The 24283-nt window shown below is 59.4% G+C and carries 19 protein-coding genes and 2 pseudogenes; 18 read left to right on the forward strand and 3 right to left on the reverse strand.

The window, feature by feature from the left end; genetic code table 11:
* Positions 1-198: 198 nt before the first annotated feature.
* The 8 genes and pseudogenes from ACSQ9D_RS09470 to ACSQ9D_RS09505 all read left to right on the forward strand — a co-directional run bounded on the left by ACSQ9D_RS09470 (position 199) and on the right by ACSQ9D_RS09505 (position 9620).
* Complete coding sequence (locus ACSQ9D_RS09470; RefSeq protein ID WP_436282017.1) at positions 199-723, forward strand: Hsp20/alpha crystallin family protein; 525 nt, start codon at positions 199-201, stop codon at positions 721-723.
* 425 nt (positions 724-1148) lie between these two features.
* Positions 1149-1514, forward strand: a complete 366-nt coding sequence (locus ACSQ9D_RS09475; protein WP_436282018.1) for an SPW repeat domain-containing protein — start codon at positions 1149-1151, stop codon at positions 1512-1514.
* 4 nt (positions 1515-1518) lie between these two features.
* Complete coding sequence (locus ACSQ9D_RS09480; RefSeq protein ID WP_436282019.1) at positions 1519-1905, forward strand: DUF5335 family protein; 387 nt, start codon at positions 1519-1521, stop codon at positions 1903-1905.
* A gap of 65 nt (positions 1906-1970) precedes the next feature.
* The gene (mgtA, locus tag ACSQ9D_RS09485) at positions 1971-4595 is read left to right on the forward strand and encodes a magnesium-translocating P-type ATPase (protein WP_436282020.1); all 2625 of its coding nucleotides are present in this window, start codon (positions 1971-1973) and stop codon (positions 4593-4595) included.
* 189 nt (positions 4596-4784) lie between these two features.
* Positions 4785-5720: an ABC transporter ATP-binding protein gene (locus tag ACSQ9D_RS09490; protein WP_436283801.1), complete on the forward strand. Its 936-nt coding sequence runs from the start codon at positions 4785-4787 to the stop codon at positions 5718-5720.
* Positions 5721-6098: 378 nt separating this feature from the next.
* Entirely contained in the window at positions 6099-6635 is a 537-nt protein-coding gene (locus ACSQ9D_RS09495; RefSeq protein ID WP_436283802.1) for a 3'-5' exonuclease, read from the forward strand.
* Between the two features lie 330 nt (positions 6636-6965).
* Positions 6966-7505 (forward strand): annotated as a pseudogene (locus ACSQ9D_RS09500) (phosphoribosyltransferase); the annotation flags it as partial.
* A gap of 186 nt (positions 7506-7691) precedes the next feature.
* A complete protein-coding gene (locus tag ACSQ9D_RS09505) occupies positions 7692-9620 on the forward strand; it encodes an erythromycin esterase family protein (protein ID WP_436283803.1) in 1929 nt (642 codons plus the stop codon).
* Between the two features lie 183 nt (positions 9621-9803).
* Here the strand turns inward: ACSQ9D_RS09505 and ACSQ9D_RS09510 are convergent, their stop codons facing one another.
* From ACSQ9D_RS09510 to ACSQ9D_RS09520, 3 genes are all read right to left on the reverse strand, one after another.
* Positions 9804-10025, reverse strand: a complete 222-nt coding sequence (locus ACSQ9D_RS09510; RefSeq protein WP_436282021.1) for a hypothetical protein — start codon at positions 10023-10025, stop codon at positions 9804-9806.
* A gap of 94 nt (positions 10026-10119) precedes the next feature.
* A complete protein-coding gene (locus tag ACSQ9D_RS09515; RefSeq protein WP_436282022.1) occupies positions 10120-10503 on the reverse strand; it encodes a phasin family protein in 384 nt (127 codons plus the stop codon).
* A gap of 39 nt (positions 10504-10542) precedes the next feature.
* Positions 10543-10980 (reverse strand): universal stress protein, encoded by a 438-nt coding sequence (locus ACSQ9D_RS09520; RefSeq protein ID WP_436282023.1) that lies wholly within the window; start codon positions 10978-10980, stop codon positions 10543-10545.
* 197 nt (positions 10981-11177) lie between these two features.
* On the opposite strand from ACSQ9D_RS09520, the gene ACSQ9D_RS09525 reads away from it, so the two are divergent.
* The 10 genes and pseudogenes from ACSQ9D_RS09525 to ACSQ9D_RS09570 all read left to right on the forward strand — a co-directional run bounded on the left by ACSQ9D_RS09525 (position 11178) and on the right by ACSQ9D_RS09570 (position 23944).
* Complete coding sequence (locus ACSQ9D_RS09525) at positions 11178-11693, forward strand: ATP-dependent metallopeptidase FtsH/Yme1/Tma family protein (protein WP_436282024.1); 516 nt, start codon at positions 11178-11180, stop codon at positions 11691-11693.
* Positions 11594-13012: an ATP-dependent zinc metalloprotease FtsH gene (gene ftsH, locus ACSQ9D_RS09530; RefSeq protein WP_436283804.1), complete on the forward strand. Its 1419-nt coding sequence runs from the start codon at positions 11594-11596 to the stop codon at positions 13010-13012. Before ACSQ9D_RS09525 ends, ftsH begins: the two co-directional genes overlap by 100 nt.
* Complete coding sequence (locus ACSQ9D_RS09535) at positions 13005-14024, forward strand: lysylphosphatidylglycerol synthase transmembrane domain-containing protein (protein WP_436282025.1); 1020 nt, start codon at positions 13005-13007, stop codon at positions 14022-14024. The genes ftsH and ACSQ9D_RS09535 overlap by 8 nt, the downstream gene beginning before the upstream one ends.
* A gap of 112 nt (positions 14025-14136) precedes the next feature.
* Positions 14137-14805, forward strand: coding sequence for a CBS domain-containing protein (locus ACSQ9D_RS09540; protein ID WP_436282026.1), 669 nt, complete (start codon positions 14137-14139; stop codon positions 14803-14805).
* Between the two features lie 135 nt (positions 14806-14940).
* Complete coding sequence (locus ACSQ9D_RS09545) at positions 14941-16566, forward strand: MBL fold metallo-hydrolase (protein ID WP_436282027.1); 1626 nt, start codon at positions 14941-14943, stop codon at positions 16564-16566.
* Complete coding sequence (locus ACSQ9D_RS09550; RefSeq protein ID WP_436282028.1) at positions 16553-16843, forward strand: hypothetical protein; 291 nt, start codon at positions 16553-16555, stop codon at positions 16841-16843. Before ACSQ9D_RS09545 ends, ACSQ9D_RS09550 begins: the two co-directional genes overlap by 14 nt.
* A 23-nt stretch (positions 16844-16866) precedes the next feature.
* Positions 16867-18075 carry an acetate/propionate family kinase gene (locus tag ACSQ9D_RS09555; RefSeq protein ID WP_436282029.1) on the forward strand — a complete coding sequence of 403 codons (1209 nt, stop codon included), beginning with the start codon at positions 16867-16869 and terminating at the stop codon, positions 18073-18075.
* A complete protein-coding gene (locus ACSQ9D_RS09560) occupies positions 18060-20435 on the forward strand; it encodes a phosphoketolase family protein (protein ID WP_436282030.1) in 2376 nt (791 codons plus the stop codon). Before ACSQ9D_RS09555 ends, ACSQ9D_RS09560 begins: the two co-directional genes overlap by 16 nt.
* A 1062-nt stretch (positions 20436-21497) precedes the next feature.
* Positions 21498-21953 (forward strand): DUF2267 domain-containing protein, encoded by a 456-nt coding sequence (locus ACSQ9D_RS09565; RefSeq protein ID WP_436282031.1) that lies wholly within the window; start codon positions 21498-21500, stop codon positions 21951-21953.
* A gap of 59 nt (positions 21954-22012) precedes the next feature.
* Positions 22013-23944: pseudogene (locus ACSQ9D_RS09570) on the forward strand (mechanosensitive ion channel family protein).
* Positions 23945-24283 lie beyond the last annotated feature (339 nt).

A 24283-nucleotide genomic window follows, 5' to 3' on the forward strand; every position in this document is an offset into this window, starting at 1 on the left:
GACGTCGCTTCGAGCATGGGCTGAGCACTACAGGTTGGACGCGACAAGTGTGGCAAGCGGAGCAAGCTAGGCTCGTTCTTTGACCGGAATCAAAGTTCGAAGATGTTGAACGTGCTTTGATGACTGGGCTCAATGTCGAGCACAAGCAACTGTAATGGGATCCGGCTTCCGGACCTCCTTGGAAAACAGGAGACGATCATGCCCGATAAGTTCCCCGTTAAGACAGAACCCAAGAACCCCGCTCCGGCTCAAGGTGGCTTCTGGTCGCCCTTTGAGTCCCTTCGCACGGAAATCGACCGTCTATTCGACGACTTTGGTCCCTCTTCATGGCGCCCTTTGGCCCGGCCATTGCTAGGACGCATATCTGGCGCATCGAACGGCGACTGGGTAGTGTCACCCGCCGTTGACGTCGTAGAAAAGGACGACGCCTTCGAAATCACGGCGGAAGTCCCCGGCCTCGATGAGAAGAACATCGAGGTCAAGCTCGCGAACGGCGTACTGACCATCCGCGGCGAGAAGACCGAGGAGAAGGAGGAGAAGGATAAATCGTATCACGTTTCCGAACGTCACTACGGCTCCTTCCAGCGCTCCTTCCAGCTTCCGGAGTACGTCGATACCGACAAGGTGAGCGCCGCCTTCGCGAAAGGCATCCTTAAGGTGACGCTGCCCAAGACCCCCAATGCGAAGAGAAACGATCGGAAGATCGAGATCACGGCGGGTTGAGAAGCGACCCGCGTCCTGGCGTTGGAACCAAATTGAGGCGACGGCGTTTAAACTGGTTGGTAACGCTTGCCTTCGATGTGTCGCCAAGCGGTGCCTTTCCTTATGTCCAAACTGCTCAGCCCCGCCAACCGCGGGGCCTTTTTTGTTTGCAGGCGACTTGTTTGACGGTCCGCGTCGTTGCGGCGTTTGCTCAGATCCATTTCTTTTGAGGAGATCCGCGACCCCCACTATGCCGATCGTCGGGTTTGATGCGTCCCGCTCGATCGCTCCGACAGCGTAGCTCTAATCAGGCGCTGCTCAAATCGCGCAGGTACCCTGGCGCTCGGATCCTCTCTCGCCAATCGGTCATTTTGATCGAGCGCAATGTACTGTGCAGGAAGAGGTCTATCCTGACAGCGTCACGAACTCGGCCGTGGGAGGATTCAATGAACGAACCAGGCTGGCAGGATCCGACGATAGTTACACTGGGAACATTCGTGTTCGCAGTCCCATGGTTGCTACCGTCCACCTTCGGGGATCCCATGGCGGGCGACAGGATGGCGTGGGCCCTTCTTCTGACCGGCCTGGCAACCGGGTTGATCGCAGTCGTAGGCATTGTGCTTCCTGGCAAATGGGAAGCTTTGATCGAGTTTGCGCTCGGCATCTGGCTCATGGTCTTGCCGTGGGTCGTCGAGCCGTTCACAGAGCCGACTGCAGCAACCTGGGCCGCCGTTGTCGTGGGGGGCATCATGGTCGTTCTTTCAGGCGTTTCCGCATTCTCAGGACGCGGGCATCGCTCAAGGCAGGAGTAAGACGATGACCCTTCACACGTCGCGCACGACAGAAGCCCTGCTCTCCGCGGCAGGATACCTAAAAGAAGGAGATGAAAACATGGGCGTTACAGTGCTCCCGAAATCCGAATGGACTGCTTATTTCTCGCGCCTTCACAAGGAAGTGGAAGGGAAGGAAATCAAGATCGAAGTCCTCGGCGCAACGATTGGCGACCAGATCCTGGTGAGATCGGCACCCCTACTCGGTGCCACCTATGAACCGAAGGAAGACGCTCTCGAAATATCGGTCAAGGGCATGACGCACGTCGTCGATCGCCCGCAGAAGATCTCGATACAGGATGACAATGGAAAAATCTTCGCCATCGAAGTTATCGACGTCGGAGACAGACATCAGCTCATGACGTTTGCCTAGTTGCGGCATCGTCTGAGCGACTTTCCGGCTAGCGGTCTCACGCAAAAATTGGAGGCTCGAGCGGCATGATGAACGTGAGAGCTGGAACGCGGATTGCCGACGCCATATACTCGCCCACACCTCCTCTCGAAGACCTCGGGACGATTAGCGAGTGCTCGCAGGACAAAGCTTGCGAGCTGCTTCGTTCAGGCCATTCTGGCATCTCGTCCGCTGAAGCTCGACTGCGGCGAGAGCAATATGGCCCGAACGTGGTTAGTCGTGAGCGGCGCGTGCCACTGCTCAGCGAGATCTGGTCGCGTGCCAAGAGCCCTCTAAACGCCCTATTGCTGACACTCGCGCTCGTCTCGTACGCCCTCGGAGATATCCGGGCTGCAATCGTCATATCTGCGATCGTCGTTCTCTCCGTGGGCATGGCATTCGTCCAAGAGCATCGTTCCAGCCAGGCCGCCGCGAAGCTCCGCGAGATGGTAAGGACAACTGCAAGCGCTCACCGTCCTGGCGAGGCGCATCCCAAGACTATAGATACCGCTGTCGAAGACCTCGTACCTGGAGACGTCGTGGTACTGTCGGCGGGCGATCTCATACCCGCCGATCTCCGCCTCCTCGAGGCCACGGATCTCTATGTGAACCAGTCGGCGCTTTCCGGCGAGGCAATGCCCGTCGAAAAGCAAGCAACTCCCTGCCGTGATCGGATAGAGGGCCCCTTGGACCGGAGCAATCTCTGCTTCATGGGTTCGAACGTCGTGAGCGGGTTCGGTCGAGGCCTGGTGATCCGAACAGGGGCAAACACCTTCTTTGGAGCACTGGCCGAGAAGGTCGTGGCACAGCAGGAAGAGACGGCGTTCGATCGCGGGATCAAGCGGTTTACCTGGTTGATGATCGGCGTGACTCTCGTTCTCGGCCCCTCGGTATTCCTCATCAACGGGATCACCAAGGGGGACTGGCTGCAGGCTCTGTTGTTTGCCGTGGCGATCGCCGTCGGGTTGACACCCGAGATGCTCCCGATGGCAGTCACCGTCAACCTCGCCAAGGGCGCGCTGGCGATGGCTAGGTCCAAGGTGATCGTCAAGCGTCTGGATGCGATCCAGAACCTTGGCGCGATGGATGTCCTGTGCACCGATAAGACTGGGACGCTGACGCGGGACAAAATTATCCTGAAGCAGCACGTCGACATCCATGGCGCGGATTCGCCGCGCGTGCTGCACTACGCCTACCTCAACAGCTACTTTCAATCAGGACTGAAGAACCTCCTCGATGTCGCCGTTCTGGAGCACGGCGACGTCCACGAGACTCTTGGAGTCGACGAGCATTTCCAAAAGATCGGCGAGATCCCATTCGATTTCTCTCGTCGTCGGCTGTCTGTGATCGTCTCCGACGGAGGCGACAAGCGCATTCTCATCTGCAAAGGGGCCGTCGAGGAGATATTCGCGGTTTCGACGAGATACGAAGATGCTGGAGCCATCGGGACGCTGGACGCGCGACACCTGGAGACGGCTAAGGAAGAGACCGTACTGCTCAACAAGAGCGGCTTCCGAGTCGTCGCGGTCGCCTACAAGGAGATGAGCGAGACGAAGCCGGACTACGGCGTCGAAGACGAAAGCGACCTCGTTCTGCTCGGCTATATCTCGTTCCTCGACCCGCCAAAGGAGAGCGCCTCGAAGGCCATCGCCGCACTGGAAGCCAGCGGCGTCCGCGTGAAGATACTTACAGGAGACAACGAGGTCATCACACGGAAGATCTGCGGCGACGTCGGAATCCAGGCCCAGGACGTCCTTCTCGGCCCACACCTCGACGCAATGACGGACGTCGAGCTTACGATGACGGCAGCGTCCGCCACGGTTTTCGCGAAACTCACTCCAGGTCAGAAGGAGCGCATCGTCCGGCTCCTACAGGCGAGCGGGCACGTGGTCGGGTTCCTCGGTGACGGCATCAATGACGGCCCGGCACTCAAGAGCGCGGACGTCGGCGTCTCGGTAGACAGCGCCGTGGATATAGCTCGGGAGTCGGCCGACATCATCCTGTTGGAAAAGAACCTGCTGGTGCTGCGAGACGGCGTCATCGAGGGGCGCAAGGTGTTCGCGAACATCACCAAGTACATCAGAATGGGCGCGAGCTCGAATTTCGGAAACATGTTCAGCGTCCTTGGTGCGAGCATCTTCCTGCCGTTCATGCCCCTGACAGCAATCCAGGTTCTCACCAACAACCTGCTGTACGACCTCTCGCAAACGGCCATTCCGACCGACACGGTCGACGAGGAATACGTCGTATCGCCGCGGCGGTGGGACATAGCTGGCATCTTCCGTTTCATGCTGGTGCTCGGACCGGTTAGTTCGATCTTCGACTATCTGACGTTCGCCATGATGCTGTTCGTGTTCAAGGCGTGGACGACCCCCGCCCTTTTCCAGACGGGGTGGTTTGTGGAGTCCCTGTTGACGCAGACGTTGATCATACACGTCATACGGACTGCACGCATTCCCTTCATCGAAAGCTCAGCCAGCTCCGCCCTCGTGACAACGAGCCTCCTCATCGCGGGCGCCGGCATTTTCCTACCTTTTACTGGCGTCGGAAGCGCGCTGGGATTCGTGTCCCTGCCTCTTCTGTACTGGCCAATGCTGACGGCAATCCTCTTTCTCTATGCAACCCTCGCACATCTGGCGAAGGTTTGGTTTGTCCGAAGATGGGGTTTGTAAGAATAGGCGCTCGACCTCCGCGTGACCTACCGAGCGGCAGCGAAATTGCGGTGGGTCAATGAAGCGCAGGCCAGGATCTGGCTGAATGTCCTCGCAGGAGGACGCGCAATGGGATTTGAGGGCAGACTACACGAGGCACCCGCACAGGAAGACACGGAGGCGGATATGCCATCTCGCAAGGAAGAACCTATGCCGCGGAGGCTTTCCGGTTTCATCTTGATGATGGGACGGGGCCATCAGGCGTTGTTGGTGTTGCTGTCGGTAGTCTTGTTCGCCGTGGGAATTCTGCCGCTCGAGGTTCAACGGCGCATCGTAAACGGCGCGACGCAGGGAGCAACCCTGAACACGATCCTCGCTCTCGTGCTAGCCTACCTGGCGCTGGTCCTGAGCGAAGGCGGGATCAAGCTCGTGTTGAACATCTACCGCGGCTGGATCGGGGAAGTCGCCGTTCGATGGCTTCGCATGACAGTCATCGATACGAAAGAGCGTCATCCCGACGATCTTACGACCTTGGCCGAAGGCGTCGAAATGTCGATCGTGCTCGCAGAGGCGGAACCTGTGGGCGGGTTTGTCGGCACCAGCATCTCCGAGCCGATTCTCCAGGCAGGCATCCTCCTGGCAGTTGGCAGCTACATGATCTACCTTCAGCCACTTCTCGCTCTCGCCGTCATCGCCGTATTCGTTCCGCAGTCCGTCCTGGTCCCTGTTCTCCAAGGGCTCATCAATCAACGGGTCAAGACGAAGATCACCGTCATGCGCCACCTTAGCGAGGAGATGGTCGACCACACCTCGCCGAAATCGCCCAAGCACCAGGCCGCCCGTGTTCAGCGACTATTCGCGACCAACATGAGCATCTACAAGCTGAAGTACGCGCTCAACTTCCTGATGAACCTGATGTTTCAGCTCGGTTTTGCCGGAATATTCGCGCTTGGCGGCTATTATGTCATAACGGGCAAGATCGAGATTGGGACAGTCGTCGCCTTCATTGCGGGCCTCAACAAGGTGTCGGATCCCTGGGGAGCGCTCGTCGACTGGTATCGCGACTTGAGGGTCACGCAAGTGAAGTACGAGCTTATCCGCGACGCGAGCACGCTGGACTCGCGCCAACCAAGTGTCGCGCCGTAAACTCACGGCCAACCCACCTGAGAGTCCGAATGTTCAGGACGTTGTCTGCCACCAACTTCAATGCCTCGTTGCAAGAGGAGTCGAGGTGGCGGCAACCGATAACCTAGTGTCCCTCCACGGTCATCGCACCACTGGGTTGACGGAACCCGCATATCGCACGGTTCTTACAGATTCGTCGCCAACCCTCTCCTCGCGGCGACCGTCCTCACGATCGATTTCCGCCGCCTCCTCGATCCGATGGTCGTGGCCGACGTTGACGCGTTCGAGCTGGGCTGGCCTATCGAGAGCTCAAGGAGAGCGGGATCCGATCGTGATCTTCCCGTCGGTGGGTTTCGATCGGGCGTTGCGACCAACTCGGTCCCGCTCTACCTACTGGCCATGATCATATTCCTTGACTTCGAAGCCTCCTCCCTTGGCAAGCACAGCTACCCCATCGAAATTGCCTGGGTCTTCGAGGACGGTCGCTCGCGGTCGTTCCTGATCAAGCCAAAGCCCGGATGGACGGACTGGTCCGCAGATGCGGAAAAGGTCCACGGTATCTCGCGCGATCGCCTGCAAGAGGAAGGAAGCGACGTCGAACTCGTCGTCAGGGAACTCATGGCGGAGCTCTCAGGAAACGAGCTTTATGCGAGTTCGCCTTCGTGGGACGGGAAGTGGCTCAGCGCGCTACTTCGAGGAGGAGGAATGCCACGTCATGCGTTGCGACTGCGGAAATCCGACGATCTCTTTGCCGAGGTGGCGTCAGCTATCCTCAATACGGGTGGCACTACAGTCGACGTTCCGGCTTTGGTCGCCAGTGTCATCGCACGGTCGGAGCCCGCCAACCCGGCTCATCGCGCCCTTCCTGATGCACTCCTCGAGCTTAAGCGGCTCGGTCTTGTCCAGGATACAGCAAGGAAGATTGCCGCCTCCTGACAGATACGGTACTCGGTTGACAGGCCGGTGGGAACAATTCGGAACCGTAGAGTTTTAGAGATTCCGCATTTTAGTGGCTGGGCCGTTTGGCTGTCTTCTCTATACCGTGAGGCACTCGGCGACCATTGTCGGGCGTCGCCCAATGCGCGTTGTGGGTGTCGATGCATTGGGGTTGGTGACCGCGGCCCACGTTCAACGACATTCACGCTGACTAGGGAGCCTTTAGGCCGGAGCCATCAAGGTTTGTGAGAGCATTGGATCTGATCTCGATCTTAGAAGTGGTTTGACTTCGCTCAATGCAGCAAATTAGAGATCACGTATATTCATTTGATGGATCAACAACACTTTCAGTTCCTGGACAGGGTAGATGCTGGTCGTCAGCTTGCAACCAAGCTCGTCAAGCTGAAGCTCGATCGTCCAGTTGCCTATGCCTTGCCACGCGGTGGGGTGCCGGTGGCGCTAGAAATCGCGCGCGCCCTAAATGCTCCGCTCGATTTGATCCTTGTACGTAAGATTGGCGCGCCAGGCGCGCCTGAAGTCGCGCTGGGCGCCGTTGTGGATGGTGAAAGCCCGGAGACGGTCATTAACCAGAATGTGCGGCTGGGGAGTGGTGCTGACGATGCCTACCTTGAACGCGCCCGACAGCGCGAACTTGTCGAACTTGAGCGCCGCCGCGCGCTGTACCTCGGCAACCGCGCGCGAGTAGACCCCAAGGGTCGCACCGTAATCATTGTCGATGATGGACTTGCCACAGGGGCGACGGCGAAAGCGGCGCTTATTGCTATGAGAGGCCAAGGTGCCGCAAAAATCGTTCTCGCCATTCCAGTCGCGCCGGAAGAAACACTCGCCGAGATGCGTCAATATGCCGACGTGGTCGTATGCCTTCATCCCGCCAAAGATTTCTGGGGCGTTGGCTCCTTTTACGAGGATTTCCACCAGCTCACCGATGAAGAGACGATTGGACTTCTGAGGCAGGGATGGACCGAATCCGCGAAAGCCGAGCCGAGCCCCAGCAAACGGCAGATTGCTGTCCCGCCACTCGGTCTGGTTGGCGATTTGAGCGTTCCGCCGGACCCGCGCGGCATTATCCTGTTCGCTCATGGCAGCGGGTCGAGCCGGCTCAGTCCGCGGAACATTGCCGTCGCCGACAGCTTGAATGACGCGGGCTTCGCAACCCTTCTCTTGGATCTGCTGACGGCGGATGAGGCAGGAGACCGCCGCAACGTCTTTGATATCCCGCTTCTCGCGGAGCGCTTGCTCGAGGCTGCGATCTGGATCGGTGCTGAGCCGGACATCGCTGATTTGCCGTTAGGCCTGTTCGGAGCAAGCACCGGGGCAGGAGCAGCAATGCTAGCATCGGCGGAGCTTCGGGAGCGGGTATCGGCGGTAGTTTCGCGTGGCGGTCGTCCAGATCTGGCCGGGCGACGGCTGACCGAGGTCGAAGCGCCAACGCTATTCATTGTCGGTGGCCATGACGAGCAGGTTCTTGCTTTAAACCGCGAAGCCCTTGCCGCCCTGACCTGCGAGAAACTGTTGAGGGTCGTCCCCGGCGCCACGCATCTGTTCGAGGAACCTGGCGCACTTGAGGCGGTGACCGAGATGGCAACTGCTTGGTTCCAGCATTACCTCGCCCCGAAAGCCCTCAGCCACGGATCCGCGGCCACAGCAACGCAGCCAGTATCGCAGGCATCGATAGCGGAAGTACTACGATCCGCCGCCGAGCCGTTGCCCGCGCTGGACGATCCGGCCTTCGCCGACGCCTTCGATCGGTTCGGCCAGGCTCGTGTAGTGTTGCTCGGCGAAGCGTCCCATGGAACCTCGGAGTTTTACCGGGCGCGCGTTGCCATCACGCGCCGGCTGATCGAGAAACACGGCTTCACGATTGTCGCAGTCGAAGCTGACTGGCCGGATGCCGCAGCAATCGACCGTTACGTGCGGCGGAGCCCGCATCGGCCGATGAACCCGATGCCGTTTACCCGCTTTCCGACCTGGATGTGGCGCAACAAGGATGTTGATGCCTTCATCGGATTTCTGCGTACCCACAATGCCTTGAAACCGCTAGGCGAGAAAGTCGCATTTTATGGCCTCGACCTCTACAACATGACGGCATCGATGGCCGCTGTGCTTGCCTATCTCGATCGCGTCGACCCTCAGGCCGCGAAACTGGCACGTGGGCGATACGCGTGTCTCTCGCCGTGGTCGCGAGAGCCGGCCGCCTATGGCCGCGCATCACTGAGTGAAGGCTACGCCCTATGCGAGGGACCGATAATAAGGATCCTGATCGATCTTTTGCAGAAGGAGCTTCAGTACGCCAGGCAGGATGGCGCGGACTTCTTCGACGCCGTGCAGAATGCCCTCTTAGTAGCAGATGCGGAGCGCTATTATCGCGCCATGTACTACGGCGCCCACGAGTCATGGAATCAGCGTGACAAGCACATGTTCAACACGTTGCAGAACATCCTTGAGAAGACAGGCTCAAATAGAAAAGCCGTCGTTTGGGCACATAACTCTCATATCGGAGACGCCCGATTTACCGATATGGGTATGGAGCGGGGTGAACTGAACCTCGGCCAGTTGTGTAGACAGACCTACGGAAACGATGCAGCCCTGATCGGCTTTGGCACGCATACCGGTACCGTCGCGGCAGCGTCGGAGTGGGACGCACCGATGGAAATCAAGGCCGTCCGACCGTCTCGCCCCGACAGTTATGAAGCGCTATGCCACGACGTCGGCACCGAGCGTTTCCTTCTGGATCTTCGCGCCGGGAAACATGAAGATCTTCGCCGCGTCATGGCTGAACCACGACTTGAACGCTACATCGGCGTTGTCTATCGGCCAGATACGGAGCGCTGGAGCCATTACAGTTATGCGTCGATGCCCGGCCAGTACGACGCGTTTGCGTGGTTCGATCAGACAAGTGCTGTGGTTCCACTGCCGACACAAGTAACCACCGGCGAGGATGAGACTTATCCGTTTGGCGTATGATCTTGCAAGAAAGCATTGACAAGCAAGCAACCCGCGTTGAGAGCTCGGGTTGGGAACCGTCCTCTTGTGTTTTTTGGGCTGAGCGAGGCCCTCATGCCCAAAGCTCCCTCTCCTTCATCCGTGCAAACGCTGTCTGATCTTTCGGCGGATCTTCGGCGTCGGGATCGGGATCTTGTCCTCGACTCAGAGGACCTCCTCGATCTCGTGACCGGCGAGGCTTCCCCGGTCGATGAGATCCATCCAGAGGCGCTCGACTTGCTTGCGCCGGCATTCGATGATGGCGCGCTGGAGCTGCTCGTGCAGCACGGGTTCGATCCTTCGCAGCAGAGGGCTGTCGTGCCGCCGGACGTCGTTGATCAGACGCTCGTCGAGCATCATCGGCCACGCGTTCAGGACGCCGTTCATGCCGAGATGGCGGTCGATGATGATAGCCAGCCGGGTCGCCCCGCCAACAAATTCAATAGCGGCATTTTACGGATATGGAACAGCCTTCAGAGGGCTATGCGACCGTGCGCGCAGCGCTGTCCTCCAACGTCGTACGGGCCTCCTCGCGCATGCGATGCGCTGCCTGAGAGGCCAACTTCGAACCAATCATGAGCATATTGCTCGCTTCGCCGGCGTAGTCGATTTTAGCAACTCGAACGAAGTCGCCGATGGTGTCGAGAGCGTCGTTGTATCCTGCGCTGCCGACGAGGTCACCAACTAACCTCACCTGCTGCTGGTAACGTCGCATCAGGAAATCGAAGGACTCGATCTGGAGGCGCGACGCCGCGTTCAAAACCTGGACCTGAAAGCCGACGCCTGCCTCCAGAAGCTTCTCCGCAGCCGCAATAGCCGGAAGATTCGAGGGGATGGGATAGATTTGATCGGTGTCTTGGATCATTTCGTTTCTCCAGTTGGCGGGTAAATTCCCCCGATCCCTTCATCGATATACGAGCACGGGGATACGCGAATGACTGAGGACTTTGTTCGTGACGCTGCCGAGGATCAACGCGGCGACGCCGCCGCGACCATGCGATCCCATTGCGATCAGATCGCATCCATTCTGAATGGCCGTTTCGACGATGGCTTCGTGCACCTCATTGCTTCTGAGCTTGACAGTATAGCAGGCAACCCCCTGATGACGAGCGCGCAATTCGACCTCGTCTAGGAATTGAACGGCTTGTGCATCGGACAGCCGATCATAGTCTTCCTGGCTTGCAGCGAGCTTGTCGCTGTCTGTCGTGAAAATCCGAAACGGTTCGATTACGCAGATGAACACGACCGATGCGTTCGCGTCTCTGGCAAATGCCACTGCCTTCTCTGCGGCCGTGACCGCAAGTCTGGAGCCGTCCGTTGGGATGAGAATCTTTGCAAACATGGTATTCCTCCTCCTCACGTAGATATTACGGCAGGTCGGTCTCCCGTCTTTGATCCTTGTCAAAATTCGTTGAGGGAACTGCGCTCGTTGCCCTTTTGCCAATTGCTCCTCAAGCAACCTCCACCTTGACCAAGGTCAAGGAATGCAAGGAGCAGATGTGCGAAGAAGCCTTGAGGAAACAGCTAGGCGGAACCGCGATGAAACGTGAGAGGGTCATACGGATCGGATATCTGGTCGCAGCCTTGGCGATCTGGGCATCGGTCGCATTCTGGCTGGCCTCGCGCGACGTTGCGCATGTCCCTTACAGCGACGTGATGCGGATGGTCGCCGAAGGCAAGGTTCGGTCGGTGACAGTGACGGAAACCACGATCGAAGGCGTCTTCAAGGAATCGCAGTCCGGCAAGACCCATTTCGTCTCCGCTCGCGTCGATCCGGTCGCCGCTGAGGTCTTCGAAAAAGCCGGCGTCGAGGTCTCTGGTGGCACTGACAGCAACTGGCTCACTATAATGCTTTCCTGGGCAATCCCGACTCTCCTGCTGTTCGGTCTTTGGCTTTTCATCTTTCGTGGGATCGCCGAACAGCAAGGCATGGGCGGCCTGGTCAGCATCGGAAAATCGAAGGCCAAGGTCTATCTGGAACGCGCGACTGGCGTCACCTTCGACGATGTGCGGACGAGGCGAAGGCCGAGTTGCAGGAGATCGTGTCCATTCTGAAGGACAAGGTGCGCTACGGGCGTCTCGGCGCTCACATTCCGAAGGGCATCCTGCTCGTCGGGCCGCCCGGAACGGGCAAGACGCTTCTGGCTCGCGCGGTTGCGGGAGAAGCCGGCGTCCCTTTCTTCTCGATCTCCGGATCGGAGTTCGTCGAGTTGTTCGTCGGCGTGGGCGCCGCGCGGGTGCGCGATCTCTTTCAGCAGGCTCGTCAGGCCGCGCCATGCATCATATTCATCGACGAACTTGACGCACTTGGGCGCGCTCGAAGCCAAGTCGGTGGATTTGGCGGAAACGATGAAAAGGAGCAGACCCTCAACCAGCTTCTGTCCGAGCTCGACGGCTTCGACCCGCGCGTGGGCATCGTGCTGTTGGCCGCAACCAATCGCCCCGAGATCCTTGACGCGGCACTACTTCGTGCAGGACGCTTCGACCGGCAGGTCGTGGTAGAACGGCCCGATCGCAAGGGGCGTGCGGCAATCCTGTCGGTGCACGCGAAGAAGGTAACAATCGAGCCCGGCTTGCACATGGACGACGTAGCCGGTCTGACGCCCGGCTTCACAGGAGCGGACCTCGCAAACCTCGTCAACGAGGCGGCCATATGCGCGACGCGCCGGAACGCGGCCGCTGTTACCATGGCGGACTTCATACAGGCGGTGGAGCGGATCATCGTCGGAACCGAACGCAGAAGTCGAATGCTCACGCCGGACGAAAGGAGACGGGTCGCCTATCACGAGATGGGCCACGCGCTGGCTGCGGCCTCGCTCGTGAAGACGGATCCGGTTCAAAAGGTGTCGATCATCCCGAGGTCGATCGGCGCTCTCGGCTACACGCTGCAGCGGCCGACCGAAGATCGCTTCTTGATCACCACGAGCGAACTCAAGGAGCGGATGATCGCGCTGCTCGCCGGGAGGGCGGCGGAAGCTCTGGTCTTCGACGAGGTCTCGACGGGCGCTGCGGACGATCTCGCGAAAGCGACCGATATAGCCAGAGAATGTGTCACACGGTTCGGAATGAGCGAGGTCGGACAAGCGGTTCTGGAACCTCGCCGGCTGCAATGGCTGAACGACGGGCACCCCGGCGCGTATGACAGGGACTATTCGGAGGCCACCGCCCGTCAGGTGGACGTCGCCGTCCACGAGATGATCGATGGCGCGTTCGAAGAGGCCAAGAAGATCTTGTCAACGAGAATGAAGGACCTAATCGCCGGTGCGGACTTGCTGCTCGAGCGCGAGACGATCACGCCCGAGGATTTTCCGCCACTTCAACGGAAGGCTGGCGATCCCAAGACCGCGACGACCACGGAGGCGACCGTTGGCTAACGCGAAGGGACATTCGGCTGCGTCGGACGACCTGCTTCTGAAATCTGAGCAATCTTCGGGACGTGCGATCATGGGTTGGCTCGCCGGCGCGCTGATATTTGCCGGCGTGATGGGACTCTTGTTGCACTTCGCCGACATCGCCGAACTGCTGGCCGTGTTGAAAGCGGCGAGTCCGCTTTGGATCGCAGCGGCTATATCGTGTCAGCTTGGCACCTACGCCTGCGCCGCCGCCGTCTGGCAGATGGTCACGAGGCGTGCAGGTTTTCAGCTTCGACTTGCGGACCTTCTCAAACTGGCTGTCATGGAACTCTTCGCCAACCAGGCGATCCCTACAGGCGGCCTGAGCGGAAGTCTGCTGGTTGCCCGCGGCCTCGTGCGGAGACGGATCCCATCTTCCATCGCCATAACCGCCTTGCTGGTCGCCGCCCTTTCCTACTACGCCGCCTACTTTCTAATGGCGGCGCTTGCCTTCGTCCTACTGTGGTCAACCGGCGACCTTAGCGACACGTGGGAATGGCTCTCGATCATGTTTGCCGCGATCGTTATCTTGATCACCGTCTCCCTCGTCGCCGTGACGGTTACCAAGGGCCGTTGGATCCCAAGGTCTCTCCTCCGCAGGCCGCTGATGGCGCGCCTTGCAAAAGCGCTTGCACAGGTTCGGACCGACATGGCTAGCGATCCGAAGGTATTGGGCCCGACAATCTTCTTTCAACTGGCGATTTTCGTTCTGGACGCGACCACGCTCTGGTTCGCCGCGCGAGCTCTCGGGGCGAGCATCGGCCCCTCTCCTGCGTTTCTCGCCTTCGTTCTCGCGTCGGTCGTTGCAACCGTCTCACCTATCCCGCTCGGCCTGGGCTCGTTCGAAGGAGGCTGCGTCGCAGTCCTCCACTTGCTTGGAGTCAGCATCGAAGTCGCTCTTGCTGCCACGCTGATCTTCCGAGGAATGTCGTTCTGGATGCCCATGTTTCCGGGAATGTGGTTAACCCACCGGGAGGCACGGGCGGATCTTTGACCTCCGTCAATGCGTACGTCGTGCAGATGTATGATTGTATCGGCCGTCCCTCTTCAGCCGATGTCGTGGATCGAGCAGCTTGAGAAAGAGGTTCTGGATCGGAGAACCACACATGATAGTCGAGAACGCAATGACCCCGTCCCCGATCACCGTCGGCGCATCCTGCACGGTGTTGGAGGCGGCCGAAATAATGCTCGCCAACCGGATCAGTGGCCTTCCTGTCGTCGATGACGACGGAGTGCTGGTGGGCATGATTACCGAAGGCGACTTCCTGCGGCGATACGAGCTCAACACGGACCGCAGACGGTCCTGGTTGCAAAGCTGGCTTGCAGGCCCCGGAACGATCGCCGACGAATACGTGCGCTCTCACGGACGGCGTGTTGACGAAATAATGAATTCGCACCTCGTGGTCGTGCCTCCGACCGCGGCGCTTTCCGACGCCGTGCGCCTGATGGAGCGAAACGAGGTGAAGCGACTCCCCGTGATCTCGGACGGAAGACTCGTCGGCATAATATCGCGTTCAGACCTGCTGCGCGCCCTGACGAAAGTGGAAAAGCCTTCGGCTCCATCCACTCAGGACGCCCAAATCCAGGAGGCGGTCGATGCCGAAATGGCGAAGCAAGGCTGGAGCAGGATACGCTGCCAGGTCAGAAACGGAGTAGCCGAGCTCTCCGGTACTATCTTCGACGAACGGGAGCGTCTCGCCGCGAAGGTTGCCGCTGAGAATGTGCCAGGCGTCAGAGCGATCACGGACCATCTCACCTGGATTGATCCGTACTAGGGAGTGGCTCGGCCGCCGCCGGTTGGCGAAGAGGATCGCATCTGAGCTTTCCGATTGGATCGAGGCCAGATTGATCTCCGTCAAGGAAGCGGTGCCCTCCTCCTGTATGCTCTCGTCAAAGCTTATAGGTGGAACATGCAGGAACCAAAGTTATCCTTCCATGGCGCGGCCGGCTCGGTCACCGGTTCCTGCTTCCTTCTCCAGGTGGCGGATTCCCGGATTCTGATTGACTGCGGCATGTTCCAGGGTTCGAAGAGCGAGAAGGAGCTCAATTACCGGCCCTTCCCCTTCGATCCGGCGGAAATCGACGCCGTTCTCCTGACTCACGCCCACATCGACCATACCGGTCTGCTTCCAAAGCTCGCAAAGGCAGGATTCGGCGGACCTATATATGCTACCCGACCGACCATGGAACTGTGTGGAGTCATGCTGCAGGATTCCGGACACATCCAGGAATCCGAAGTCAAGCAGCTCAACCGCCGCAACCGCAGGCGGTCACGGGAGCCTGTCGAGCCCATCTACACGGCTGACGACGCCCGCATGGTGATGCCCCAGTTCGTATCCGTTCCGTACCAGCAGTGGCGAGAAACGGTGGGCGGGGTCAAGTTCCGCTTCTGGAACGCTGGACACCTGCTCGGATCGGCCTCTATCGAGATCGAAGTGGCCGTTGCCGATGGTCCGCGGCGTCTTCTCTTTTCGGGCGATATCGGCACCCGCTACAAGATGCTGGAAGGGCTGCCTCAGGCTCCTGCGGGCGTCGACTACCTCGTCTGCGAAAGCACCTATGGCGACCGCGAGCGCGAGGACTACACGCAGGACGCTCGCCGCAACCGCTTGAGAGAGATCGTAGGCAAGGCGAACAATCCGAACGGCGCGCTTCTGATCCCCTCCTTCGCCGTGGAGCGCACGCAGGAAGTGCTGACGGACCTGGTTGCATTGATGGACGACGGCAGTCTTCCTCGTTCGCCGATCATGATCGACTCGCCACTGGCCTCCAGAGCGACCGAAGTGTTCAAAGCTCAGGCCGGAGAGCTTGCAAACGCCGCCGCGTTCACACGTGCGCTCAACGCGCCTAATGTCAGGTTCACCGAATCCGCAGAGCAGTCGAAGGCTCTCGATCTCGTGCGCGGATTCCATATCATCATTGCGGCAAGCGGCATGTGTGAAGCAGGACGCATCCGGTACCGCCTGCGCAACTGGCTCTGGCGACAGGAGTGCACGGTTCTCTTGGTGGGCTTCCAGGCAGCAGGAACCCTCGGTCGAATCCTCCAAGACGGCGCCCGCGTGGTGCGTATCCAGGGCGACGAGATCGTGGTGCACGCGAAAATCATAGCCTTCGATGCCTACAGCGGGCATGCAGACGCCAGCGATCTTGAGGAATGGGTTTCTGCGCGGGCGCCTATTGAAAAAGGAGTGTTCCTCGTTCACGGCGAGCCCGCAGCGCGCAGCGCTCTGACGAGACGACTGTCGAAAACCCTGAAGGTTCCCGTGATGGAGCCTCGGCTCGACGATGGTTTCCTCCTCACCGAGGACGGCGCCCGTCTGATCGAGGATGCGGCACGTATCCGGCTTGCAGCCGAGCAACTTGGCCGCCCGGATTGGCACAACGACTTCCAGAGCTTCGTCCTCGACCTGTCCGACCGTTTGACGCAGGCGGCTGATCAGAAAGGACGGGCCATCATTCTCCGCAAGGTCAAACGGGCCCTGGAACCGGAGCAAGATGCCGTCGGTGCAAAGGAGAACGAAAATGCTGTCCACTGATCGGGATTGCAGACCTGGCGGCGAACACTTCGCCGTTCCGAGCCAGGGCGAAGTGGAAGGCAAGCTTCTTGTTTGCGAGGTTGTCGCTGTCGCCTGCCTGCAGGAACTCCTGAAAAAGGAGCATGCGCCTGTCGTAGGCAGAGTTCGGCGTCGGATCCTGCACGACCTCAAGCATCGATGCCGGTCGCTGAAGCTTTGCGCGGACGACGAGAAGGCAACTGCCGAGTATGCGTTGCAGATTCTGGAGTCCGCCGTGACAGAGGCCGGCTCCCGATAGGCCAAAGGCCGAGCGAGGTCATCATGAACAAGGAAGTTGGGATTGCCATCAATGCCGGTTCGTCGAGCTTAAAGATCGGCATCTTCGACATCAGTTCCGGTGCTGCCAAGCGCCTCGGCCGGGCTATCGTCTCCCTCGGCGAGCACCCTCGCCTCAAGTATGGCAGCGATGACGATATCCAAGAGATCGATCTGCCCGCCGCCTCGGAGGGCCTTAGCATCCACGTCATCTCAAGCGTTCTTGATCGGCTGTTGCACGGCGATTACCATATCGGCTTTGTCGGACACCGCGTCGCGCATGGTGGGCTGATTTTCAAAGGGCCGACGCTTCTCACCGGCGGCGTCATGTCGCAAATTGGAAGTTTGACGCCAATGGCCCCGCTTCACCAGCCTCAGGCGCTGAACGTGATGGATGCCGTCTTCTCCCTCTATCCATCCGTCATTCAGACGGCATCGTTCGACACGGCGTTCCACACTTCGCAATGCAGTCTCGCGACAAGGCTGGCAATTCCCAGCGCAATGCACGACGCGGGCATACGTCGATACGGCTTCCACGGCCTCTCTTACAAGTACATAGCCAACTATCTTCAAAGATTCGCACCTTATATCGGCGGCGCCAGGGTGGTCTGCGCTCACCTTGGATGCGGCGCAAGTCTGTGCGGCATGGTCGACGGCGTCAGCATCGACACCAGCATGGGATTTTCCACTCTTGACGGTATCCCGATGGCGACACGGCCGGGCACGCTCGATCCTGGGGTGCTGATCCACCTGCTCAGATCCGAGTTTGCGGATGCCGACAAACTGGAGACCTTTCTTTATCACCAATGCGGCCTTCTGGGGGTTTCGGGAATAAGTGGCGACACTCAAGCGCTGCTGGAAGATTTCCGCCCCGCCGCAAAGGAGGCACTCGATCTGTTCTGTTTCAGAATTGCCGGCGAGGTTGGCCGTCTTGCCGTTTCAACAGGCGGCGTCGATGCGCTGGTGTTTACAGGGGGCATCGGGGAACATCAGCCGGAAATCCGTAGAGGCATCGAGAGGCACCTGTCATGGATGGGACTCTCGCTGAACGTGGCCGCCAACAAGACGAATGCGACAGTCCTGAACGCCAAGGACAGCGCCATCGAAGCGTTCGTCATCCCCACTGACGAGGAGCAGGTGATCGCCGACGAGGCACTCACCGTCATCAGCCAACATGGACTTCATCGAGGAGAGCGACAATGGCAGACAATGTGACCCTGCTGGGACAGGAACTCGATCTGACCGACCGCTATTGGCGCGCCGCCAACTATCTGTCGGTCGGCCAAATCTATTTGATGGACAATCCGCTCCTGCGCGAGCCGCTAAGACCCGAGCACATCAAGCCGCGGCTGCTCGGCCACTGGGGGACGACACCCGGACTCAACTTTATCTACGCCCACCTGAATCGCATTATCAAGCACCGTGACGTCGACGTTCTCTATGTCTGCGGCCCCGGTCATGGCGGGCCGGGAATGGTGGCCAACACCTATCTCGAAGGCACCTATAGCGAGATTTACCCCGAGGTGTCAGAAGACATCGCCGGTATGCGCAAGCTCTTCAAGCAGTTCTCCTTTCCGGGTGGAATTCCAAGCCATGCAGCACCCGAGACGCCCGGTTCGATTCACGAAGGGGGAGAACTCGGCTACGCGCTCGTCCATGCCTTCGGGGCAGCCTTCGACAATCCCGGTCTAGTAGTCGCCTGTGTCATTGGCGATGGGGAGGCCGAAACCGGACCTCTGGCGGCGGCGTGGCATTCGAACAAGTTCCTTAATCCCGAGCGCGACGGCGCGGTTTTGCCGATCCTCCATCTGAATGGCTACAAGATCGCCAATCCGACCATTCTCGCACGAACGCGTGACGGCGATCTCGAAAGTCTGTTCTGGGGGCACGGCTATCAGCCAATCTTTGTCGAAGGACACGAGCCCGCCGAGATGCATCGGAAAATGGCACAGGCGCTCGACCAGGCATTCGATCTAATCGAGGCATTCCAAAGGGATGCTCGGTCCCAGCCCGAGTACAGCGACGTGCCCCGATGGCCGATGATCGTGCTGCGCAGCCCGAAAGGATGGACTGGCCCCAAGGAGGTGGACGGCAAGAAGGTCGAGGGCTTCTGGAGGTCCCATCAGGTTCCGGTTGCAAACTGCCGAGGTGACGAGGACCACCGAAAGATCCTCGAGGACTGGATGCGGAGCTACGAACCAGAGGACCTTTTCGATGGGGACGGCCGCCTGAAAGCGGAGCTGCGTGCGCTTGCTCCGCAAGGTGACAAGAGAATGGGCGCTATTCCTTACGCGAATGGGGGTCGCCTCCGAACCGAACTGATCCTGCCGAAGCTTGCCGAACATGCAGTTGAAGTGGGCGAGCGCGGGTCACTCCAAGTCCAGTCGACCGAGGTTCTCGGAAGATACTTGCGCGACGTCCTCAAGCTCAATGCCGGCCGAAGCAACTTTCGAATCTTCGGACCGGATGAGACCGAATCCAACCGCCTCGGGAGCGTCTTCGAGGAGACCAACCGGGTATGGTTGCAGAAGATCGAGGACTACGACGTCCATCTCGCTCGAGACGGGCGGGTCATGGAAATCCTGAGCGAACATTTGTGTCAGGGATGGCTCGAAGGCTACCTTCTCACAGGTCGGCATGGGTTCTTCTCGTGCTACGAAGCCTTCATCCACATCGTCGATTCGATGTTCAACCAGCATGCAAAGTGGCTCAAGGTTTCGCGGGAGCTGGCATGGCGGAAGCCGATTTCCTCGCTCAACTATCTGCTGACGTCGCACGTCTGGCGGCAGGATCATAACGGCTTCTCGCATCAGGATCCGGGTTTCGTCGACCTCGTTGCTAACAAGAAGGCCGACATCGTTCGCATCTACCTGCCCCCGGACGCCAACACGCTGCTGTGGGTTGGCGACCATTGCCTTCGGACCTTTAACCGCGTCAATGTCATCGTTGCGGGAAAGCAGCCGGAATCTCAGTACCTGTCGATGGACGAAGCGATCGGGCATTGCGAAGCCGGCCTAGGCGTTTGGGAGTGGGCGAGCTTCGAGGAAGACACGGTCTCGCCCGATGTCGTCATGGCCTGCGCGGGTGACGTGCCGACGATGGAAACGCTCGCCGCGGTCATGCTTCTTCATGACGCGATCCCGGCGTTGAAGATCAGGACCGTCAATGTCGTCGATCTCCTGGCCCTGCAGGATCAGGATCAACACCCCCATGGCCTGGACAACCAGACGTTCGACGAAATCTTCACCAGGGACAGGCCAGTGATCTTCGCCTACCACGGCTATCCCAGCCTCATTCATCGCCTGACGTACCGGCGGACGAACCATGAGAACATCCACGTTAGAGGCTTCGTGGAGGAAGGCACGACCACGACGCCGTTCGACATGACGGTGATGAATCAGCTTGACCGGTATCACCTCGCTTTGGAGGCGATCGCACGGGTAACGGGTCTGGCTGCGAAGGTGCCGGACGTGACTGAGAAGCTGAAGGCCAACCTCGCCGAGCACGCCGCATTCATCAGGGAGTACGGCGAGGATATGCCGGAAATCACAAGCTGGAGATGGCGACGGGCGTGAGGCGACGATCTCGAAGGCCTAGCGAAGCCGCGACAACAACGTCTGGAGGAGTGCTGCCTCGTCCCTGCCCGACCCGGCAGCAATGTCCGCCAGGGCGACGTCGGGTGCGGCGGCCTTGAAACCGGCGCCGGCCAGTTTCGGAACGACGGCCTCCGCGTCGTTCCGAGAAGAGGCGCGACCTCGGAGACGGAATTCTTGAGGATCATGCTGGCGAAGGCGAAATGGGGTGGCCGGCCGGCGCGGCCACGCTCAGTTCCTGGACCTGGAACTACATAGAAAAGTGCCGCGGCGAGCGAGAGCGATCGAAACGAGGAACAAGCCAGTAAAGAACGGCGTCGCGTAGCGCTGAATGTTGATTGTCATTCTCCACCTCTCGGCAACGACGCTACCACGGCACGGAAAAACGGTTGATCCATAGTCAAACATTGTTCATGTCGCCAACGCACTCTCATCCGCGGCGGAGCGCACCGGCGCCGAGGGTTCGATCTTCAGCCTCCTCATCACATCTAAGCGCCACCCTTCCCGATCTATCCGAAGATCCGCTCGCTCGTGCTGACACCTCCGTTCTATTGAGTAACGCGCAGAGGTGATGAGCTTCTCTGCGCGTGAGGAGCACCGTCGTAACGGCTATTTCGGCAGGCCCTCCACTCGTCGTATCAATCACGTTGAAGAGACCATACTTCGTCGGGACACAGACATATCTTGCTCTCCGCTTCATGACTGCTGACCTCAACTCAGCGCGTGCCCGCCCCGAGGGTTCCTGTGCTATTCGTTGCAACGGTTGCAGCCGAATTGAGTGAAATGGCACGGACATCTGCAAGACTATCACCGGACCGCGCACACGCTTTGAGCAAGATCAAACAGGAACTGCGGCTCGTGGACTCGAGTGTCTTTTGCGGATTCCTCGGTGGCCTCCTCCTGCTGCTTTTGCTCGAGATTTGACTGAGAACGACGCAAGTCCACGCCCCGCCAAGTTTGACAAAGATCAAGGACAGCGATCGCTGTAGAATCCATCCTGCAACGAACGTGCCGCGGGTCGCACTTTCGAGACAGGAGGGTCTGATGCGTTATAGCCCCATTCTTACGTTTCCGGACGCTGCACAGGAAGGCGCGATGTGGGTTCGAGAGCTTGCGGAACTGCTTGGCTGCGAGCAGCGGGTCGCCTACGAGGTGTTGCGGACAACCCTCCATTCGGTGCGTGACAAGCTTTCAGTGGATGACAATGCCAAAGTTGGCAACGATCTGCCAACGCTGCTTCGAGGGCTCTACTTTGAAGCATGGAATCCGATGAAGAGCCAGGGACATGATGATCTTCACGATCTACCGGCGTCGCTCCGTGCGGCATTGCCACACTCCGTTTGCACAGACCCGAACGTGTTCTCCAAGATCGTGCGTCTATTTGAAAGTCGTCTCCGTGACAAGACGCCTACCAAGCTCGATGTCGCACTAAAGCTCTGCGTCGCCCTATGTGAAACCAGCAACTCGGTTGGGGATGCCTCCAAAACTCAGCCGTCGTAGTGCTCGACCTCACCGTCGCCAAGTGTCGCGCGCTGGACTTGGACCGCGGGGATTTTGAAATGAGATGGATGATCGTCGGGTTCGTTGCTCTGTTCGCTTCCTTTGGGTCGGCGGCGCAGTCGGCAGCGCCTGCCCCCGCGCCGGATCAAAAGATCCAGCAGTTGGTGAGCCTATTGGAGGATCCTGACGTTCGAGCCTGGCTTGAAAGTAAGAAGTCTGGCCCCCCAACATCTGATGTGGTCGTAAGCGGGTTCAGCTTCGCAACATGGGAAGCGTCGATCCGCGCGCGTATCAACGGCGTCCTGTCCGCCCTACCGCGAGTGCCTGAAGAAGTTCGCATGGCTGCGACGCGGACGCGCGCAGAAGCCACCGCGCAAGGGTACGCGCCCGTTTTTGTCATTTTTCTGGGCCTCGTCGCCGTGGGTTTCGTGGTCGAATCCATCTGGCGTCGACTCGTTGCCCCCACCGACAGCACGTTCGTCAGACTCGCGTCCATCGGCATATTCTCTGCCGGGATGGCCGTGATCTTCTTTGCCGTCGACTGGCCTCCGCTGGCACGCTTGACGCTCCTCGCCTACATCTGCGCGCTCGTTGTCATTCGGTCGACGGCCTTGATGCCAATGACGGCCCTTCCACCTTCACAGCGCCGTCGTTTGTCGTTCCTAACGGCAATCGTCTCCGTCGCCGTTGCAACGTCTGCACTCGCGGGGCCATTGGGCATTGAACCCGGCGCCGCCGAGGCCATCTCAATCTGTTTTTCGCTGATAGTCCTCGCGCTGAGCCTTGAGACCGTCTGGGCTACGATCGAAACCTCGGCGTCGTGGAAGGCGGCGATAACCGCGTTTGGCGTGGCACTCTGGGTAGCATGGTGCCTCGAAATGAAAGGACTTTTCTGGCTCGGCATCTACGCGATCGCCCTTCCCCCCATACTGCGGGGAACCACACGCATGTCGGCGGCGCTGTCTGCCGATGCCGGCACACTCCGACGCCTGCTCGTCGCCCATGCTGTGCGAGTGGTGGTCGTCGGCCTGGCAATCGGTTGGCTCGCCCTCGTCTGGCGCTTCAATCCGGACGCGCCTGGCCGACAAGACCCTTGGGTGGAAGCCCTTGTCTACGGAGGCATGAAGAGCGTCGTCGTTCTCCTTCTTGCCGACCTTGTCTGGCAGTTAGTCAGGCACTGGATCGACCTGTCGTTGAGCACCGCCTCCGACACCGCGTCCCTTTCCCCCGCCGATGCCGCGCGCCGGGCACGGTTCCGCACCCTGCTACCTATTTTCCGAAATGCCATCGCGGTGACGGTTCTTGTTATCGCTGGCCTTGTCGTGCTTGCGCAGCTCGGGATTCAGATCGGACCTCTGCTTGCAGGTGCCGGGATCTTCGGCGTCGCGATCGGCTTTGGATCGCAGACCCTCGTGAAGGACATCATCAGCGGCGTTTTTTACATGTTCGATGACGCCTTCCGTGTTGGGGAATACATTCAGGCAAAGGACTACAAGTGAACAGTCGAAGGCTTCAGCCTACGATCAGTCCGCCTCAGGCATCATCGGGGCCCGGTGTTCACGGTCCCATTCGGCGAGCTCGGCGCGATCGAGAACATGAGCCGCGACTGGGTCATCGACAAGTTCCGGATCTCGGTCGGCTACGACACCGACATCGAGAAGGCTCGCAAGCTTACAAAGAAGGTTGGCGCCGAGTTGAAGGCAGACGCGGAGCTGGGGCCGCTGTTCATCGAGCCCCTAAAAATGAAGGGCGTCGAAGAGTTCGGCGATTACGGCATCGTCTTGAGCTTCGGAATGACCACAGTTCCCGGCATGCAGACCTACATCCGACGCAAGGCGTACGCGAAGCTACGCGAGGCTTTCCTGGCGAACGGCGTCAGCTTCGCCCAGCCGAGGGTCCAGGTCGGCGGTGAAGACAAAACCGGGGCAGCGGCCGCGGCGGCTACGGCTGTACGCGCGCACCAAATCGATGTGGCGGCGCCGTCCGGCTGAGTCCAGCTCGTCTATCGAGAATGCGAGTTCAAAAAGCAGGCCGCCTAGGCGAAACGTGGTTCTACGCTCCGCGTTCGCCTTCCCAGGCAAGGCTCGTTCGATGAGAACGGATCCGAGCCCCTTCCTGGGTCCATCATCCCATGGAATATCATATTCGCATCCTGGCCCATCATGCTTTGGCCGCTCATGGCCATTGCCGTTGGCACCAACATGTAGCCCTGGCCCGGCAAGCGCGGCCACGGGATTCCGAGTTTAACGCATGCGCCGAATCCTTTGAGATCGCTAGCATTTTACCGATCCGTTTACCTGCCCCGAAAGATCCTGTGTCGTATGAGACGT

The organism is Rhizobium sp. LjRoot258 (genome assembly GCF_964254185.1).
Lineage (GTDB): Bacteria > Pseudomonadota > Alphaproteobacteria > Rhizobiales > Rhizobiaceae > Rhizobium.

Excerpts from the sequence above, each read along its gene's own strand:
- ACSQ9D_RS09565 (WP_436282031.1), top strand. The coding sequence starts at position 21,498 with ATGCGTTATAGCCCCATTCTTACGTTTCCGGACGCTGCACAGGAAGGC.
- ACSQ9D_RS09470 (WP_436282017.1), top strand. The coding sequence starts at position 199 with ATGCCCGATAAGTTCCCCGTTAAGACAGAACCCAAGAACCCCGCTCCG.
- ACSQ9D_RS09495 (WP_436283802.1), top strand. The coding sequence starts at position 6,099 with ATGATCATATTCCTTGACTTCGAAGCCTCCTCCCTTGGCAAGCACAGC.
- mgtA (WP_436282020.1), top strand. The coding sequence starts at position 1,971 with ATGATGAACGTGAGAGCTGGAACGCGGATTGCCGACGCCATATACTCG.
- ACSQ9D_RS09490 (WP_436283801.1), top strand. The coding sequence starts at position 4,785 with ATGCCGCGGAGGCTTTCCGGTTTCATCTTGATGATGGGACGGGGCCAT.
- ACSQ9D_RS09510 (WP_436282021.1), bottom strand. The coding sequence starts at position 10,025 with ATGAACGGCGTCCTGAACGCGTGGCCGATGATGCTCGACGAGCGTCTG.
- ACSQ9D_RS09525 (WP_436282024.1), top strand. The coding sequence starts at position 11,178 with ATGAAACGTGAGAGGGTCATACGGATCGGATATCTGGTCGCAGCCTTG.
- ACSQ9D_RS09520 (WP_436282023.1), bottom strand. The coding sequence starts at position 10,980 with ATGTTTGCAAAGATTCTCATCCCAACGGACGGCTCCAGACTTGCGGTC.
- ACSQ9D_RS09540 (WP_436282026.1), top strand. The coding sequence starts at position 14,137 with ATGATAGTCGAGAACGCAATGACCCCGTCCCCGATCACCGTCGGCGCA.
- ACSQ9D_RS09475 (WP_436282018.1), top strand. The coding sequence starts at position 1,149 with ATGAACGAACCAGGCTGGCAGGATCCGACGATAGTTACACTGGGAACA.
- ACSQ9D_RS09550 (WP_436282028.1), top strand. The coding sequence starts at position 16,553 with ATGCTGTCCACTGATCGGGATTGCAGACCTGGCGGCGAACACTTCGCC.
- ACSQ9D_RS09560 (WP_436282030.1), top strand. The coding sequence starts at position 18,060 with ATGGCAGACAATGTGACCCTGCTGGGACAGGAACTCGATCTGACCGAC.
- ACSQ9D_RS09555 (WP_436282029.1), top strand. The coding sequence starts at position 16,867 with ATGAACAAGGAAGTTGGGATTGCCATCAATGCCGGTTCGTCGAGCTTA.
- ACSQ9D_RS09545 (WP_436282027.1), top strand. The coding sequence starts at position 14,941 with ATGCAGGAACCAAAGTTATCCTTCCATGGCGCGGCCGGCTCGGTCACC.
- ACSQ9D_RS09480 (WP_436282019.1), top strand. The coding sequence starts at position 1,519 with ATGACCCTTCACACGTCGCGCACGACAGAAGCCCTGCTCTCCGCGGCA.
- ACSQ9D_RS09515 (WP_436282022.1), bottom strand. The coding sequence starts at position 10,503 with ATGATCCAAGACACCGATCAAATCTATCCCATCCCCTCGAATCTTCCG.